The sequence below is a fragment of the Paenibacillus sp. MDV22-iso6 genome, assembly GCF_058408365.1.
Map to the genome: position 1 here is coordinate 91,279 of NZ_JBZVDZ010000008.1, position 16,217 is coordinate 107,495.

15 protein-coding genes are annotated in these 16,217 nt (G+C 48.4%); 3 read left to right on the forward strand and 12 right to left on the reverse strand.

Features of this window, described 5'->3' with window-relative positions:
• Positions 1–2: 2 nt before the first annotated feature.
• From AC4PM4_RS22125 to AC4PM4_RS22140, 4 genes are all read right to left on the reverse strand, one after another.
• Complete coding sequence (locus AC4PM4_RS22125) at positions 3–1,034, reverse strand: HD-GYP domain-containing protein (RefSeq protein ID WP_063568445.1); 1,032 nt, start codon at positions 1,032–1,034, stop codon at positions 3–5.
• Positions 1,035–1,049: 15 nt separating this feature from the next.
• Positions 1,050–2,888 (reverse strand): tRNA epoxyqueuosine(34) reductase QueG, encoded by a 1,839-nt coding sequence (gene queG / locus AC4PM4_RS22130; protein ID WP_090810334.1) that lies wholly within the window; start codon positions 2,886–2,888, stop codon positions 1,050–1,052.
• A gap of 178 nt (positions 2,889–3,066) precedes the next feature.
• The gene (gene lepB, locus AC4PM4_RS22135) at positions 3,067–3,672 is read right to left on the reverse strand and encodes a signal peptidase I (protein WP_024632997.1); all 606 of its coding nucleotides are present in this window, start codon (positions 3,670–3,672) and stop codon (positions 3,067–3,069) included.
• Positions 3,673–4,095: 423 nt separating this feature from the next.
• Positions 4,096–4,521: a GNAT family N-acetyltransferase gene (locus AC4PM4_RS22140; protein WP_024632996.1), complete on the reverse strand. Its 426-nt coding sequence runs from the start codon at positions 4,519–4,521 to the stop codon at positions 4,096–4,098.
• A 538-nt stretch (positions 4,522–5,059) separates the two neighbouring features.
• On the opposite strand from AC4PM4_RS22140, the gene AC4PM4_RS22145 reads away from it, so the two are divergent.
• A complete protein-coding gene (locus tag AC4PM4_RS22145) occupies positions 5,060–5,671 on the forward strand; it encodes a superoxide dismutase (RefSeq protein WP_274569474.1) in 612 nt (203 codons plus the stop codon).
• A 184-nt stretch (positions 5,672–5,855) separates the two neighbouring features.
• Here the strand turns inward: AC4PM4_RS22145 and mutY are convergent, their stop codons facing one another.
• Both mutY and acpS read right to left on the reverse strand, forming a co-directional pair.
• The gene (mutY, locus tag AC4PM4_RS22150; RefSeq protein ID WP_491614598.1) at positions 5,856–7,211 is read right to left on the reverse strand and encodes an A/G-specific adenine glycosylase; all 1,356 of its coding nucleotides are present in this window, start codon (positions 7,209–7,211) and stop codon (positions 5,856–5,858) included.
• Between the two features lie 55 nt (positions 7,212–7,266).
• On the reverse strand, positions 7,267–7,686 hold the full coding sequence (gene acpS / locus AC4PM4_RS22155; RefSeq protein ID WP_090810330.1) for a holo-ACP synthase: 420 nt from the start codon (positions 7,684–7,686) through the stop codon (positions 7,267–7,269).
• A gap of 186 nt (positions 7,687–7,872) precedes the next feature.
• On the opposite strand from acpS, the gene AC4PM4_RS22160 reads away from it, so the two are divergent.
• Positions 7,873–8,688, forward strand: a complete 816-nt coding sequence (locus AC4PM4_RS22160; protein ID WP_491614599.1) for an alpha/beta hydrolase — start codon at positions 7,873–7,875, stop codon at positions 8,686–8,688.
• Positions 8,689–8,787: 99 nt separating this feature from the next.
• On the opposite strand, the gene nadE is transcribed toward AC4PM4_RS22160, so the two are convergent.
• The 3 genes from nadE to AC4PM4_RS22175 all read right to left on the reverse strand — a co-directional run bounded on the left by nadE (position 8,788) and on the right by AC4PM4_RS22175 (position 12,059).
• Entirely contained in the window at positions 8,788–9,597 is an 810-nt protein-coding gene (nadE, locus tag AC4PM4_RS22165; RefSeq protein ID WP_063567821.1) for an NAD(+) synthase, read from the reverse strand.
• Between the two features lie 137 nt (positions 9,598–9,734).
• The gene (locus AC4PM4_RS22170) at positions 9,735–10,169 is read right to left on the reverse strand and encodes a BrxA/BrxB family bacilliredoxin (RefSeq protein ID WP_053779648.1); all 435 of its coding nucleotides are present in this window, start codon (positions 10,167–10,169) and stop codon (positions 9,735–9,737) included.
• Between the two features lie 168 nt (positions 10,170–10,337).
• A complete protein-coding gene (locus tag AC4PM4_RS22175) occupies positions 10,338–12,059 on the reverse strand; it encodes a two-component system sensor histidine kinase NtrB (protein ID WP_095206241.1) in 1,722 nt (573 codons plus the stop codon).
• 169 nt (positions 12,060–12,228) lie between these two features.
• On the opposite strand from AC4PM4_RS22175, the gene AC4PM4_RS22180 reads away from it, so the two are divergent.
• Positions 12,229–13,494 carry a BaiN/RdsA family NAD(P)/FAD-dependent oxidoreductase gene (locus AC4PM4_RS22180; RefSeq protein WP_491614600.1) on the forward strand — a complete coding sequence of 422 codons (1,266 nt, stop codon included), beginning with the start codon at positions 12,229–12,231 and terminating at the stop codon, positions 13,492–13,494.
• 177 nt (positions 13,495–13,671) lie between these two features.
• On the opposite strand, the gene AC4PM4_RS22185 is transcribed toward AC4PM4_RS22180, so the two are convergent.
• The 3 genes from AC4PM4_RS22185 to AC4PM4_RS22195 all read right to left on the reverse strand — a co-directional run bounded on the left by AC4PM4_RS22185 (position 13,672) and on the right by AC4PM4_RS22195 (position 16,171).
• A complete protein-coding gene (locus AC4PM4_RS22185; RefSeq protein WP_063567819.1) occupies positions 13,672–14,055 on the reverse strand; it encodes a hypothetical protein in 384 nt (127 codons plus the stop codon).
• Between the two features lie 114 nt (positions 14,056–14,169).
• Positions 14,170–15,420, reverse strand: a complete 1,251-nt coding sequence (locus AC4PM4_RS22190; protein ID WP_491614601.1) for an ABC transporter permease — start codon at positions 15,418–15,420, stop codon at positions 14,170–14,172.
• 19 nt (positions 15,421–15,439) lie between these two features.
• Positions 15,440–16,171, reverse strand: coding sequence for an ABC transporter ATP-binding protein (locus AC4PM4_RS22195; RefSeq protein ID WP_491614602.1), 732 nt, complete (start codon positions 16,169–16,171; stop codon positions 15,440–15,442).
• Positions 16,172–16,217: the final 46 nt, after the last annotated feature.

The following is a 16,217-nucleotide window of genomic DNA, read 5'->3' on the forward strand; positions in this document are numbered from 1 at the left end:
AGTTACATCAGTACCGCCTCTATGAAAACGGTTGTATGCTGAGCCAGATCCACTTCAATCACATCCAGATCATAACGTGTACTGCCACGTGCCACCCGAATGACCGGCCTACCGGGCAAACCCCGGTGCTGACGCACAATGACTCCGGTCTCTCTGGTAGACAATCGAACTGCTGTTCCATTCGGATAAACGGATACACTCCGGTTGAATTCTATCAAAATGTCACGATCCAGCTTCGTGCCAGACATCGCCATCATCTCTTCACAGGCTTCATGCGGCAGCAACCTTCGACCCGAAAGGCCATTGATCAGATTATCATACGTGTTAGCTGCACTGACGATTCTGGCGAACAGATGAATGTCTTTTCCCTTGATACCTCTCGGCTGTCCCGTTCCATCCACATGCTCATGATGCTGCAGAGCTGTATGTGCCACAAGCAGATTGAACTCCCGTTTGGACTTGATCAACTCGAACCCTCTCCACGTGTGATGCAGGGAGGAATTCGCTGCTGAACCGCTGCCGGGTGGCTCCCCCACTTTACCGATGTCATGCAATAGAGCTCCGACGGCTAGATCCTTGAGCTGCACATAGTTAAGCCCCAGATTCAGACCAATGACAGAAGACAGCAAACATACATTCATGGCGTGAACATACTGTGCGTTATCTTTGGTCCGAATATCTGTGAGCTGGACAAGCAGTTCACGCCCATTCAGAACATCGTTCAACAATTTATCGATGCTGATGGCGACCTTCTTCGGGCTCCAGTCCTTCCCGGAACGGATAGATTCAAGAGTTACACTCATTTCATTAATAACTGCTTTTTTCGTGGCTTCATCCAGAATGTCTTCTGTATCCACATCTTTATAAGCTTCATCCTGGATGTATAGCATGGTCACGCCAATACGCTTCAGCGTATTAACCATAAATACGGTGAGTTGGACTCCGGCAGACAGCAATACCGTACCGTTACCGGAATATACTGTTTTGCCCAGAAACTCTCCCGCTTCCACGCTCTCCACGTTAACATACTTCATGAACGTCCCCCGCTCTTACGATTGCTGCTCCAATGTGAGCAATTGCTCTTTGGTTTGCAGCCCGCCTACATAACCCACCAGGGTTCCATCTTTACCGCTGATGCGGTGACAGGGAATAATAATCGGAATCGGATTTTTACTAATGGCATCCAGAACTGCTCGAACAGCTTTGGGCCTACCGATGATTTCCGCAACCTGTTGGTGTGTTGAGGCCTCTCCATAAGATATATCGGACAGGACTTGCCATACTTGTAGCTGGAATGGTGTTCCAAACAAATCGAGCTTCAGTTCAAACGCTTTTCGTTCTCCTGCAAAATACTGCTTCAACTGCTGTGCAGCTTCACTCAGCTTCTCTTCATTTTTCTCATATCGATATTCGCCAATCCATGTACGGGCCCATTGTTGCAGATGCGCCTCGCGCACATGGAATGCACCGAAATCAATGTGACACAGGCCCTTATCCGTGGCACAGAGCGTTAGTGTACCGATCGGCGTCAGCACTTCATCGTAATATACTGGCGTACCATGCAGGCCTGTTACGGCTGATGGTTTCCATGCTGCAGCTTCTGGTTTGGCAGGCTCTGTCGTCTGCCCGTTCTGTTCGGGTGTCTTATTCTGTTCCTTCTGATCCTCAGGCTTATTGTTACTCTTTGGCTCTGCCTGAGGCTTATCGGGTAAGGTCTCGGACGAACTCAGTCGTTCCTTGGCCTTCTGCAGCATGCTTAGCACGTTCCCATCTTGTTCGTTAGCGGCAGCTTCCCCAATGGCTCTCATTGCGTCTTCTCCTCCAATTCTGCTCAGCGCCCAAGCTGCAGTTCCCCGCAGCTCGGGACGCGGATCACGCTTCAGTACCTCCGTTAGTTTCGGTACAGCGGTTTTGTCTTTGAAATTGCCCAGGGCAATTACGGCGTTGCGCTGGATTGGCTTCTTGCCCCGCCAAGCGGCGGAACTTTGGCCAAAGCGCTCTTTGAATTCACGGTTACCGATGTCAAGCAGCGGTATCAGCAAAGGTTTTACAATCTCCGGATCAGGATGAAACTCGGGATGGTGGTCCCAGTTTTTACCCCGATTCTTCGGACAGACAATCTGACAGGTATCACAACCGTACAGACGGTTGCCAATTTTCAGCATAAACTCTTCATCCACGAAACCTTTCGTCTGGGTCACAAACGAAATGCAGCGCTGTGCATTCAGTTGTCCCGGTCCCACCAATGCTCCTGTTGGACAGGCATCAATACACTTCGTACATTCACCACAATCCTCGGTTACCGGGTTATCTGGCTGAAACGGAATATTCGTGACCAGTTCGCCGAGAAAGATCCATGAACCGAATTTGGGCGATATAATGGCACAGTTCTTGGCACTGAATCCAATCCCCGCACGTTGGGAAACAGCACGGTCCACCAACGCCCCCGTATCTACCATACTTTCGATCATGGCTTCAGGTACGCGTTCACGTATAAAGTTAACCAGCTTGTCCATCGCTGCACGCAGGACTTGGTGATAATCCTGCCCCCAGGCGGAACGAGCCAGAATACCGCGGTATGCACCCGGCTCGGACTTCGGCGGATTGACCATCTTCGATGGATAAGCAACAGCAATAGCAATGAGCGAAGCAGGCTCTCCATCTTTTAGTTCGGGACGCACCCTTTTCTCAATATCAGGCTCCTCAAATCCGGACTCGAATCCTTTCGCCCGATGTTGCTCCAGAATGGATTTCAAGGTCACGAATGGTTCTGCCGAAGCGAATCCTATATCATCAATACCCATCTCGGGAGCAGCTGCCTTAATCTCTTGTTTTAACTTCTCCCATACAGCTGCTGCCTTTGCTGCTCCGGTCTGTACACTCGTCATATCTATTCCCTCTCTTCTTCCACGCTAATTCCGTAAATAGTGAACGCCCGCCTCAGGTGGGAGGACAGGCGCTGATTTCGATATACAAGTCGGACATACCGGAGCTAGAAAGAAACCGAGTCTATATCGTTTAACGCAAAATGCAGCGTGAAGTTGTTGTCCTTGTCCTGCTAACATTTTACAGTTTTTTAATTTCCGAGAACGGCCAAAAAATAAACTCCGCCCTGCCTACAATTTCACTGGAAGTAATGCTGCCAAACACACGGCTATCCTTGCTCTTGCCTTCATGACGGTTATCTCCCATCACAAAGTAATGATCCGCTTCCAGCGTAATCGGTCCAAAATCAGGGTCCTGAACCTCCGTATCCGTGTACGTTTCCGCTTGCTGCTCCCCATTTACGAACAGATGATGATCCCGTACTTCAACCGTATCACCGGGAAGTCCGACAATCCGTTTGACCAGAAAATCTTTTTTCTCCACACCTTCGCTTGGATCACGAAGTACAATAACATCCGATCGGGACGGTGTCCCAAAATCGTATACAATTTTATTCACAAACAAACGGTCCCGCTCAACCAGCGTGGGCTGCATCGATTGACCTTTGACCATCGAAAGATTGAATACAAACAGGTTCAACAGCATCATGATTACAAAAGCAATCACTATCGTTTTCACCCAGTCCCAAAGCTCTGCACCCCAGGATTTCCCCGGTTGATCAGGCACTCCCGGACCATTTCGTTCCTTGGAAGCCACATGCTCCGTTGAAAGATTGTTGGAGTTCAAAGAGACACCTCGTTTATCAATTTTATAAAGAAAAACGTCGATCGACGTACTTTCAAGGCAGACAGATCGCATATAGTGAACGTTTTTCTTAAAAATATCAGGAAGCTGGCGTTCCACGTTTATATGTTCTGATATTACCAAAATCGAGTGATCATAATCCTTTTAATTCTACTTCATTTGCAAGGGTGAAACAATTGGTTATGAGCACCAACACAACTTGACGGGTGAATAACAACGAGATTAAAACAGTTAAACCAGAGATTAAGTTAAATGGAATGGCGTTCAGAAGTGGCGAAAAAAGGGGAATAATCGGTGAGTAGCACCCATATAAATAGAAAGGCATATCCCTCACGTTGTTACACGCTGAAAGATACGCCTAATATGAAATGAAAATCTGTTTATATTTCTTTTTAACCATGCAAACTAAGCTTTAGACAAGATACTAAGTTTCTGGAAAGCGCTCATAATCTGATTGGCACCGTAACCCATTGCTTCATAAAGAGGCATGGCCACTTTGTTGTGCTCATCACCCGCCACCCATATTTGACTGACTTTACGCTGCTGGAACCTTTGTTCCATGGCCTCGACAAGTTTTTTGCCGACTCCGCGGCGACGATAGTCTGGATGGACCGCAATACGATAGATGCATCCCTGGTTGTGGTCAATCGTACCGATCAAAGCGCCGACGAGGTCTCCCTCTTCTTCCGCAACCATGATCAGGTCAGAATCCCATGACAATTGACGGGCAAACGGGCCCATCGTGTTCTCATAACACTCTTCCGATAGTGCAACCTGGAGAAGCTCTGTCATCTGGCTTGCATCACTCAACTGAAAGGAACGAACGTGCATGTCTTAAATCTCCCTTTTCGTTAGCTTAGATGAGGTTTTACAAAAAGGGGCTCCCCTTTTTACCAAAAACCCAATGTTCATATAATGACAAAAAACGAGAAAATACCGCTTCTTCGTCAATTAAACCATACTTTACGCCATAAAACACGCATTTTCTTTTGAAAGCGCTTAATTGTAACCGTTTACATCCGAATATTAAACTTTCCCTCTATTTAAACACCTAAAATAACATAAATAGTTTCATAATGGGTAAAATATGTTTGTTATCTCTGACCCATGAATGGATCAACGTCTGGGGGGACTTAATAAACAAAAATGTTGCTTAATTAGCCCGAATGCGGTTTAATATTAGTGACAAGGGTATTATTACATAGGTACCTGTGGCAATTTGCATAAATCCTGTGAGCGACTTTCACTCAGCAAGATATAGATCGAAGTGATCCTATTCGTCTAGAACTTGTCCCGGAAGCGATTCGAATTGAATTATGCAAAATGCTGACCGTAACAAAAATTCAAAAATCTCAGGAGGTATTTCACTATGACTTTTCAATTACCAGCACTTCCTTACGCTAACGACGCACTGGAACCACATATTGATGCGCAAACAATGGAAATTCACCACGATCGCCATCACAATACTTACGTAACGAACTTGAACGCAGCTCTGGAAAGCGCTCCTGAACTGCAAGGTAAAAGCTTGGAAGATCTGATTGCTAACCTTGACAGCGTACCTGAAGGTATCCGCACAGCCGTTCGCAACAATGGTGGCGGACATGCTAACCACAGCCTGTTCTGGGAAATCATCGGACCTAACGGCGGCGGCGCTCCTACTGGAGACATCGCAACAGCAATCGATAGCGAACTGGGTGGCTTTGACAAATTCAAAGAAGATTTTGCAAAAGCAGCTACAACTCGTTTCGGTTCCGGTTGGGCTTGGCTCGTAGTTGGTAAAGATGGCAAATTGTCCATCACTAGCACACCTAACCAAGACAGCCCTCTCTTCGAAGGTCTGACTCCGGTTCTGGGTCTGGATGTATGGGAGCACGCTTACTACCTGAAATATCAAAACAAACGCCCTGACTACATCGGTGCTTTCTGGAATGTAATCAACTGGGACGAAGTAAACAAACGTTACGCTGCAGCGAAATAAGACTGCTGGCATAATAGAAGAGCCTGATTTGGTCAACGCGACCGAATCAGGCTTTTTTTGTTTGCTTTTGCTTGCTGCACTTCGTTATGAGTAATCCTTCTACGGCTACGAGCTTTAAGTTAAGAATCCCTAGTCCTTAGAGCAAGTATCCTCATTCAAAGACGGTTAGTATGGAGTAGTTTCACTATTCATTAACATCGTCATATGCCCCTGCAAAATAACTGCTGATCAGCTTCAGGAATATGTTCGGGAATGCCATCTTGTCCATATCTTCTGGACCAATCCAGCGATAGGCCAGGCCATCACCCTTACCTGTCAGTGTGCTCAGCGCCTGGTCACTAACGTCAGATGGTGCGAGCAGCTCTCCATCGTTAAGCGATGTTGAGATGTTCTGTGCATGAGGAGTGCCCGGCTCCGATGGCGATGTGGCTGACTCAGGTGACACAGCTGATGATTCGGCTGTGCCCTCCCTTGTTGCCGCCTGTGCATCGTAGGCGGCTCTGGCTTCCGCGGCGATCAGCGGAAGCTCGTTACTCTGGTCCTGCTCGGTGCACTTGTACACCTGCAGGCTCCAGACGATGTGGCTGAACACATGCTCCGCATGGGTAGCCAGCCCTTCCGGGCGGGCAGCGAAGCCTTCCGCCCACAGACTGCCGGCCAGCAAAGCCATGGCCGGCTCATCTGCCAGCGGCCCCGCCGCCTTGCCGGCTGCGGCGGGCGCCGCCAACACATGCGGCAGCTCCCACATGCGGGCCAATAGGCCCGTCGCTGGGCGCTGGCGCACAAGCACACGGCCGCGATGAGCACCGCGGCCCTCCACAATGGCGACCAGCCGCTGCTCAGGGCGCGGCGGCTTCGCCTTGGTCTTGACCGGCAGCGTGAGCTCCCGTCCGGCGATGCGGCCGGAACATTGCTCCATGACCGGGCAAGTCAGGCAGTGCGGCGCTTTGGGCGTGCACACCAGTGCGCCAAGTTCCATCAGCGCCTGATTGAAATCACGCGCACGCCCTTCTGGAATGAGCTCTCCCGCGAGCTCTTCCATCAACACCCGGGTGCTGCCCTTCATAATGTCCTCATCAATGAGGAAGTATCGGGACAGGACCCGCATCACATTGCCATCCACCGCTGGCTGCGGCTGGTTGAAGGCAATGCTGAGAATGGCCCCGGCTGTATACGGGCCCACCCCTTTTAACGCAAAGACTGCCTGCTTGTCCTGTGGCATCTCCCCACCGTGCAGCTCCATGACTTGTCTGGCAGCTGCTTGAAGATTGCGGGCACGCGAATAATATCCGAGCCCCTCCCAATTTTTCAAGACCTCTTCTTCCGGTGCTTCAGCCAAAGCCTGTACAGTCGGAAAATTCCCAATAAAACGGTTGAAATACGGGATCACCGTATCCACCCGAGTCTGTTGCAGCATAATTTCCGATACCCACGTGAAATAAGGATTGTTGTGGCGACGCCACGGCAAATCCCGTCTGTTGACCATATACCAATCCAGCAAATTCACACTGAAATGTCGTTTCTGTTCCAATAAACCCATATTCCCGTCCTCTCCTGTTACCATGCTTACGTTCTTCACACGTTCTCCCACATTGTTACTGTTCAGATTCAGGCAACGTCTTCCCCATCTGCTCTACAATAGCAAAGGCCGCAGCCAGCTCCGTCTGGTGAGTAATACTCAAGTGAATATCATACTGCTTGCCGTATGGCAGTTGCAGTCGTTCCCACGCTTCATCAGACAGTGTGGCAACGGGACGTCCTTTCGCATCAGGCAGCACTTCAATGTCGGTAAAACTCATCATGCTTCCAATGCCGCAGCCAAATGCCTTGGACACAGCTTCCTTCGCTGCAAATCGACCAGATACAAACTCCACCATCCGTTTTCCCCGATGCTCCGCAATCTCCTGCTCTGCATGCGTTAAAATCCGCTTCATAAACGCTTCGGCGTGTTGACCTGACAACAGCCTGCGCATACGCCCAATCTCCAGTACGTCATTTCCAATGCCATATATCATTAACGCTTCACCCGCTTAACCTTTTATGCTGTAAACGATCTCCATTCGGTCATCTGATCCGTAACTTATCCGAACACGTATTCTATTGTAGCAGGAGGCGCGCATGGATGCGAGTACCTTCGTCCACATTACCATTTATGTTAAAATATGAATCGGGAATAGAAGAAACTTTAGGAGGAATAAGATATGTCCACAGCATTTGAACTGCCTGCAGGCGAAGATGCCGTCATTCGCGGAAATATATTCACTGCACGGCAACCCGCTCAAGGAATCATTATCCTAGCTCACGGTTACAAAGGCTTCAAAGACTGGGGCATGTTCCCCTACACTGCATCCCAGCTAAGCGAGAACTATCACGTCCTGACCTTCAATTTCTCTCACAACGGAGTTGGAGAAGATCTAGAGCAATTTTCTGAACTTGAAAAGTTTGCAGTCAATACGTACAGCCGGGAGCTTGCCGACTTGGCAACACTGCTTGATTATGTGTCCACACAGCCAGAACTCCACGGACTGCCGGTATTTCTACTTGGACATAGCCGCGGTGCAGGCGTAAGCCTCGTGTACGCGCTGGATCATCCCGAACAGATTGCAGGTGTACTCTCCTGGAACGGTGTAACCAACTTGGATCTCTTTACCCCTGAGCAAAAAGAAGAAATGCGCACACATGGCCGCAGCCATGTTACGAACGGGCGAACTGGCCAGCAGATGCCTCTGGACGTGTCCATTCTGGAAGACTTGGACGCGCATAAGGAGCGTTACGCCATCATTGATCGTTTGGCTTCTTCCCCTCTGCGTGTGGCACTTATTCAGGGAACAGAGGACGGCACACGGCTGCGTGACGGCTCGGCCGCACTGGTTCAGGCTCGCCCGGATATCCCGTGGCACCAGATTCCCGGCGGAAATCATACTTTTAATACTGTGCATCCATTCAAGGAATCGACGACGCAGCTTGAGCAGGCGATCGCCGAAACACTTCGCCAGATCGCAAATTGGATTAACTAATCTTGCATAACAAAAAGAGTCGCTGCCTTATGCAGTGACTCTTTGCTGTTCAGATGCTTGCATAGCCCATATCAGATCATGGCATGCTTGCAATCCATATTAGATGCCAGGAATGGCATTACGTTTGTGATGGGTACGTGTGTAGAATGCTTCAAGACGCTCCTGTGCAGCCGGATCAATCTGTTTGCCTTCCAGATAGTCACTGTTCGCTTCATACGAAATGCCCAGTTCATCTTCATCAGTCTGGCCTTCCCAAAGTCCCGCTGATGGAGCCTTGTCCAAAATGGCCTGTGGCACGTTTAAATACGCAGCCAGCTGACGCACTTGACGTTTGTTCAGGCTGCTCAGTGGTGTAATATCCACGGCGCCGTCACCCCACTTGGTGTAAAAGCCCGTGATGGCTTCAGAAGCATGGTCTGTTCCGACAACCAACAGGTTTTCCTCAAACGACAGAGCATATTGCATCACCATACGGGTTCTTGCTTTCACGTTCCCTTTGCCTTGATGAGTCATATGACGCGGGCTGCCCATGGATTTGAAACCTTGTTCCACTTCGAGTGCGATTTCGTTCACTGCATCTTCGATGTTGGTTTCCACAACGTGCTTCAGGTCGTAGGCTTTTGCTACAGCATAGCTATGGTCAATGTCCGATTGCTCACCGTAAGGCTGGAATACACCCAGCGTTTTGTATTCCTTATTCTCTTCAGCTGTAAGCTCGTCCGTTGCTTTTTTGCAAAGTGCCGTAGCTACAGCGCTGTCAATCCCGCCACTGATTGCAATAAGCAACCCTTTGGAATTGGCATTTTTCACATAGGTTTTGAGAAAGTCCACGCGCTTGCGCACTTCCTCTTCTTCATTAATGCTTGGTTTAACCTTCAATTCAGCGATGATCTGTTGTTGCAAACTCATCGTTCACACACCCCGTTTCTAAATTAATGAAATTTGATGTCCATTTTGAAAGGTCCAAATGGTTCAATAACCCTATTCGCTCAAAATGAAACGCCCCGGCATCGGTCATCCGAAAGGCGGGGCGTTGCTTGAGCTAATTAACGGCAGTAACGGTCAAACACACTTGTGAGTTCAGCCGCAATTTCCTCCGCAGAACGATCTTCCACTTGATGACGCTCAATAAAGTGAACGAGTTCTCCGTCTTTCATCAGAGCGATGGAAGGTGAAGATGGAGGATATGGTGCAAAGTATTCACGTGCTTTTGCTGTAGCTTCTTTGTCCTGACCAGCAAATACTGTGTACAGGTGGTCTGGTGTAATATCATGTTGAAGTGCTTGGGATACACCTGGACGGCATTGACCTGCGGCACATCCGCAAACCGAGTTAATGACAACCAGAGCGGTTCCTTTAGCATCCGGCAAACTTGCTTCAACTTCTTCTGGAGTCCGCAACTCCTGAATTCCCAAACGAGTCAGATCATCCCGCATCGGTTGAACCATATCTTTCATGTATTGATCAAATGACATAGACATTCGGTTTCACTCCTTAAACATGTGAGTTCTATTATTTAAAAAATTAAATGCTTTTGTGCTATTCCTATTATACATCCCTAATCAATGAAAGCAAGGTTCAAACACCGCCTGCGGAAAGGCTTCTCCTTCAATATTATGTCTCATTCCTTGGCAAAACATGCTTAAAGTTCAGCGTTGAAATGCAACCTTGAAAGTTGTACCCTGCCCTTCCTCCGATTCGACGGTAATGGTTCCGTTATGCCGTTCAACAATACTCAGACACATGGATAATCCCAGTCCGGTTCCTTTGGCCTTGGTCGTAAAAAAAGGTTCGAACAGCTTCTCCTGCTTCACTCTAGGTATTCCTGGGCCTGTATCTCGCACACACAGCTCCACGGTGTCATCCACCAACCGGGTCTCAAGTGTAAGTACCCCTTTTTCATTCATGGCTTCCATCCCGTTACGAGCCAGATTAAGTACCACTTGTTTGATTTCCTTTGAATTCAGATGCAGCTTCGGCACATTGTGAGCTAGCATAAATTCAATACTCTGACCTCGCAAATTTGCATCCGCCCATAACAAAGGACTTAGTTCATGGATGATATCATGCAGCTGGGATTCTTCTTTCTCGGCAATTCGATTCTGAGCCAATGACAGAAAATCATTAATAATGCTATTCGCCCGATCAAGCTCTTCCAGAACGATCCGGTAATAGTGATCCAGGGACTCTGGACTCTTTTCCTGCATTAATTGAAGAAAACCACGCACAACCGCCATCGGATTCCTTACTTCATGGGTAATACTTGCAGCCATTTGGCCGACAAGACTGAGGCGATCCACATTATCGAGCTCGCTTCGCAGCATTTCAAGCTCAGTAATATCCTGAATGATCAACATGGCTCCGATAGCCTCTCTTGGCAGTTCTGCTGAATACGCGTAGATGGGAACGGTCCGGGATTGGAACACGTTTGAACCGTAACGCACCGTAAGTCCACTCACTTCTCCATGAACAATGGCTTTACGAATACTGCTCTCCATCTTGTCTGCCTGGGCTTGTTCGACAAACTGACTCGCTGGTTGCCCAATCAAATCTGGTGTGGTTGTGCAAGGCAGTTGATCCCGCGCCGTTTGCTCCATCGTATCATTGACGAACTGCACGGTCCCTTCCTTATCTACGGTTGCGATGGATAAAGGAACAGCATTCAGAATTTGGTTAAGCTTTTCCGTTTCGGCTATGTATCTATGATGAACTTCAGACAAATGCTGCTCAAGCCCCCGGTGATGTTGCATCTGTTCAATCCAGAGCATACTAAGACTTCCAGCAATAACTGCACCGATGGTATATCCCAGCGCTAGCAATACCCACTGTACTATTGAGAATGTTGGCTGGCTTTCCATCAATGGAATATACAGTACACTGGACACAACCAGCTCTGCCGTTATTAAGGCGATAACTGTTGCCATTTTGCGTGAACGTGTATAATGCTTGAATCGTTTGGCTGACAACCATACAATAGGATAGAGAAGGATGCCCGTTTGAAGTAGAAATCCGTACAGATTATAGGGATGCGCAAAGAGAAAATAGAAGAGTATCTGGAGAAGAGACAGCGTTAGACCAATGCGAGGCCTGCAATACAATATGACTAGCGTCAGGGGCACAATGCCCAAGGAGATGGGAACTGACACCGGACTTCCATAGTGGGCAAAAAGCAGACATAGCAACATGCTCACCACACTGGTCGCGGCAAAACTGGTCTGTACCATCCTATGATATCCTGCCTTGGCGACCGCTTGCTTGGAGAGCCCCAAGTGCAATAATGGAATCAGGAATACCGCAGCTCCTGCAAGCAGTATTTGTAAAAGAATGTCCTTCAACGCAACCACAATGCCATCTCCCTCCTCTGCCTGCACATTCCCTCATGTATTTCTGATTAAAACATAGGCGACAGTATATTACAATATATCCCTTAAGACTGCATAATAGAACTGCTAATACATTTGTATTGTTTCATAAACAGGCAGGAGTAGACAGGGTTTTCGGAAAACAGACAAAATCAAAGAAAAAAGAGGGTAATAATGCATGTATGATGTCATTGTAATTGGCGGTGGATCTGCGGGCCTCATGGCCTGTGTTGCCGCTGCTGAGCATGGAGCCTCAGTGCTTCTGCTGGATAAAGGAGATCAGCTCGGCCGTAAACTCGGGATCTCTGGCGGCGGTCGCTGCAATGTGACCAATGCCAAGGAGACGGATGAACTAATCCGGCATATTCCGGGCAATGGACGCTTTTTATATAGTTCATTTCAGAATCTGGACAATCAGGGAATTATGCGTTTTTTTGAAAATCTCGGTATTGCCCTGAAAGAGGAAGATAACGGGAGAATGTTCCCGGTAACCGATAAAGCCAAAACGGTCGTTGATGCGTTGGTAGGCAAAATTGTTTCCCTTGGGGTAGAGATTCGCACCAAACAGCCGGTTAAGGAATTAATTCAGAATGGTCAACACGTGCAGGGCGTGAAGCTAGCTTCTGGTACAACGGTACTTGCACGCTCTGTTATTATCGCTACCGGAGGTAAATCAGTTCCTCAAACCGGATCAACCGGTGATGGCTACCCTTGGGCTGAAGCGGCTGGACATACGATTACAGAGCTGTATCCGACGGAAGTACCGATTGTGTCTGGCGAGAGCTGGATTCAATCCAAAGAACTGCAAGGCTTGTCCTTGCGAGATGTCGGGTTATCTGTTCTAGATGCCAAAGGCAAATCGGTTATCTCCCATCGCGGAGATATGATCTTCACCCATTTCGGCGTATCAGGACCGATCGCGCTTCGTTGCAGCCAGTTCATTCGCAAGGTGCAAATGAAATCTGGGAACCCTCAGGTCACGATGAGTATTGATCTGTTCCCCGATCTGTCCCCCGGTGCTCTGGAAGCCCAGGTTCAGCAGGTGCTGGAGCAAGAATCCCGAAAGGCCGTCAAAAACATACTCAAAACATGGGTTCCTGAGCGCATGATTCCATTGATGATGAAGCGTGCAGAGATCAGCGAAGACCTCACATTTCACCATTTCCCCAAAGGCATGTTAAGTGCATTAGTGGGGTTAATGAAGAATTTTACCTTCCGTGTAGACGGAACTCGTTCTCTCAAAGAAGCCTTTGTGACTGGCGGGGGAATCCACTTAAAGGAAATATACCCCAAAACAATGGAATCCAAGCTGCTGCCGGGACTATTCTTTTGCGGTGAAGTTTTGGATATTCACGGCTACACGGGAGGCTATAATATTACCGCTGCCTTCTCTACGGGGTACACGGCTGGCATGCATGCTGCAGAGTATAAAAACGCTCACTAATGACTTGAACATAGGATGTTGATGGACAGAGTTAGGGGCCACATCACGTAAGTTTATTAAGAGCATGAAAAAACCTCGACATCCCGCTATCGGCGGGTATCGAGGTTTTTTTGAGATGTATGCAATCCAGAATCACTGTCACCAACAAGGCAAGCAGCATCGTTGCCCCTGTTGTATTTACGCCTTCACACTGCCCGAGAAACCATCCACTGAATCATCGAATGTCGGATCTTCATCCCGGTTAGACATCTCCTGTTCGGGATTGCCCCCCTGGGTTCCGCTCGCATAACCTTCATTCCAATCTTCATTCACGAGATGAGCCGGAATGGATATATTCTGAAACTGATCCAATCCATCTGTTTCGGAGAGAAACACCGCACTTCCTCCGTGTGACTGTACGATTTCCACAGCAGATAGCGTATCCTGTCGATCTGTAGGAATGTACAATTCAAGCGGCCCTGACTGGTATGGCTTATACCCAAGTTCCTCCAAAGTTGCCTGCGCCGCGAGCAACGCTGCATTGTCTGCAAAATGTACCTGAAGTTCACTATCATCCAACATGATTTTTTCCTCCTTGCGAGAGCCGATCCCTTACTTTCAAAATCGTAAGACCCGTCTCCTATAGCATGGTCAGTTACTTCATCTGATATGCTACTGAACAAGGAAGAATATCAACTAAGCGGATCGGATGTAACGAATCCAGCCTGTTATAGATAGGACGAACAGCCCAAATGCCACGACAGCCGCAGCCGTAACGATACCTTCCAGCCAGCCTAGCCAGGCTGCTCCCAGTGAAAATCCCATTAGAATCCCTAGCGGAACAAACAACATCCGTACCATGGTCACACCTGCAAGATTTAACGCCTCGGAATCATAGGATACAAGCTGAACGTACTCCGAGGTTGCAAATACCTCCCAGGAACGATAGAAAAGTACGCTCAACATGATGACCAACAAGCCACACACGATTACATTGACCGGGAAAGGTGGTAAAGCAACGGCAGCAATCGAAAGGCCGCCAAGCTGCAAGTACAATTTCATGGTCGAGGAGTTACGAAAAAATGCTTTGAATGCCGTCTCAGCTGTCCGATTAGAGATCGTTCGATGACGCAGCAACTTGCGCTGCTTGCGGAATATGATCGTCCGGGTGCGTGGTGCTTTCGGTTTGGTTACAGATCGACTCAGTAAAAGGGCTGTGAACTTTAGCCTTTCTCGTAAATCTTCACGCACATCGCCCTCAAAGGTTCCCTTCATCTCCAGCCTCAATCGGCCAACCAAAATCAGAAGAAGGATTGCGGCCACAATACCTGCAAGCAGTATCCAGATGTGTCCATGCATCCAGGATGTTACTCCAATCGTGATAATGCCCATGGCAACTGCTAAAGGGATCATGCGAATCCAGCGTCTCCATCCGGTATAACGTACTTTCGTCATATGAAGTACAATGACCTGGAATGAAGCTACTGCGCCAAACCAAATCGCTATTAGTGCGATATGGATAAATGACATGTCATACACACGGGACCATAGTGGTGAAGTCAACGCCGTAATTGCAATCATTTTACCCAAATGCTGCAAGCAAGCCCGGTAGATCCCTTGTTTCATCAATGTACGCATCCACAGCGACCGCGACTTCAGGAATAACACATCCGCTTCCTCTACAAATATAAGAATTCCACCTGTAAGCATAATGACGTCGATCAGTCCTGTCAGTGTAGGCAGCGTTAATCCGGTCGCCCATGAGGGCAGTGGTTTGGACCATAAACTCACGTACCATCCGCTGAAATACAGCAGACCCGGAATAAGCAGGTATACCCATACCGTCCAATCTACTACCAGTTTCAGGTTTTTTAACTGTTCATTGAAGTGCTCCTTGCGTCTGCGTCTATATAAACCAAGTGGCGTGTATGCTCGAGAGGTCTCCATCTTCCTCCCCCCTTCCCGGTTAGGATGTCAGTGTGTCAAAACAATCAAACAACGAGGCATCCGGCAAATCTGCGGCTGCACGGATTTCGTCCAATGTTCCTTCGGCAGCAGAGCGCCCGGAATGAATAAGAATAAAACGATCACAGATTCGCTCAGCGGTATCCAGTACATGCGTTGACATAAGGACACCCGCACCACGGCGGCGCTCATCGTCCAGCAATTTCAGAAAATCCTTGGTTGCGCGTGGGTCCAGCCCGATGAAAGGCTCGTCCACAATATATACATCCGGCGAGGACAGGAAGCCGATCATCAGCATCATTTTCTGCCGCATCCCCTTGGAGAAACTGGCCGGAAGATCATTGCGAACGTGGTCCATGCCGAAACGAACCAACATCTCCTCCGCCCTGGCAACAAAGACCTCTTCCTCCATCTCATAGGCAGCCGCTGCCAGATCGAGATGTTCCCACAGGGTCATATATTCGTAAAACACAGGTTGTTCCGGGATATAGGCATAACGTCCATCTCCCCCAATGGTTACTTCATACTTTGCATGCTCAAGTAAGCCAAGCAATGTTTTGATGGTAGTGCTTTTGCCAGCACCATTCGGTCCGATAATACCCAGCAGTTCCCCCGGCGCCACGTGTAATCGGATGTTCCTGATCGTGGATTGACCCGCCTCATATCCTGCTTCCGTAATATTTACGTCCAATATGGACTCCTGTGCGGCTGTATTTTTGTTTTCGATTTCCATATCATTCACTCCCTGTCCTGTCAGGTGCTTGTTCGGTTCTTTATTG

Bases quoted from the DNA above. Each gene is read 5' to 3' on its own strand.
- AC4PM4_RS22125 (WP_063568445.1), bottom strand. From the start codon at position 1,034: ATGAAGTATGTTAACGTGGAGAGCGTGGAAGCGGGAGAGTTTCTGGGC.
- queG (WP_090810334.1), bottom strand. From the start codon at position 2,888: ATGACGAGTGTACAGACCGGAGCAGCAAAGGCAGCAGCTGTATGGGAG.
- AC4PM4_RS22140 (WP_024632996.1), bottom strand. From the start codon at position 4,521: ATGCACGTTCGTTCCTTTCAGTTGAGTGATGCAAGCCAGATGACAGAG.
- AC4PM4_RS22145 (WP_274569474.1), top strand. From the start codon at position 5,060: ATGACTTTTCAATTACCAGCACTTCCTTACGCTAACGACGCACTGGAA.
- mutY (WP_491614598.1), bottom strand. From the start codon at position 7,211: ATGGGTTTATTGGAACAGAAACGACATTTCAGTGTGAATTTGCTGGAT.
- acpS (WP_090810330.1), bottom strand. From the start codon at position 7,686: ATGATATATGGCATTGGAAATGACGTACTGGAGATTGGGCGTATGCGC.
- AC4PM4_RS22160 (WP_491614599.1), top strand. From the start codon at position 7,873: ATGTCCACAGCATTTGAACTGCCTGCAGGCGAAGATGCCGTCATTCGC.
- nadE (WP_063567821.1), bottom strand. From the start codon at position 9,597: ATGAGTTTGCAACAACAGATCATCGCTGAATTGAAGGTTAAACCAAGC.
- AC4PM4_RS22170 (WP_053779648.1), bottom strand. From the start codon at position 10,169: ATGTCTATGTCATTTGATCAATACATGAAAGATATGGTTCAACCGATG.
- AC4PM4_RS22180 (WP_491614600.1), top strand. From the start codon at position 12,229: ATGTATGATGTCATTGTAATTGGCGGTGGATCTGCGGGCCTCATGGCC.
- AC4PM4_RS22185 (WP_063567819.1), bottom strand. From the start codon at position 14,055: ATGTTGGATGATAGTGAACTTCAGGTACATTTTGCAGACAATGCAGCG.
- AC4PM4_RS22190 (WP_491614601.1), bottom strand. From the start codon at position 15,420: ATGGAGACCTCTCGAGCATACACGCCACTTGGTTTATATAGACGCAGA.
- AC4PM4_RS22195 (WP_491614602.1), bottom strand. From the start codon at position 16,171: ATGGAAATCGAAAACAAAAATACAGCCGCACAGGAGTCCATATTGGAC.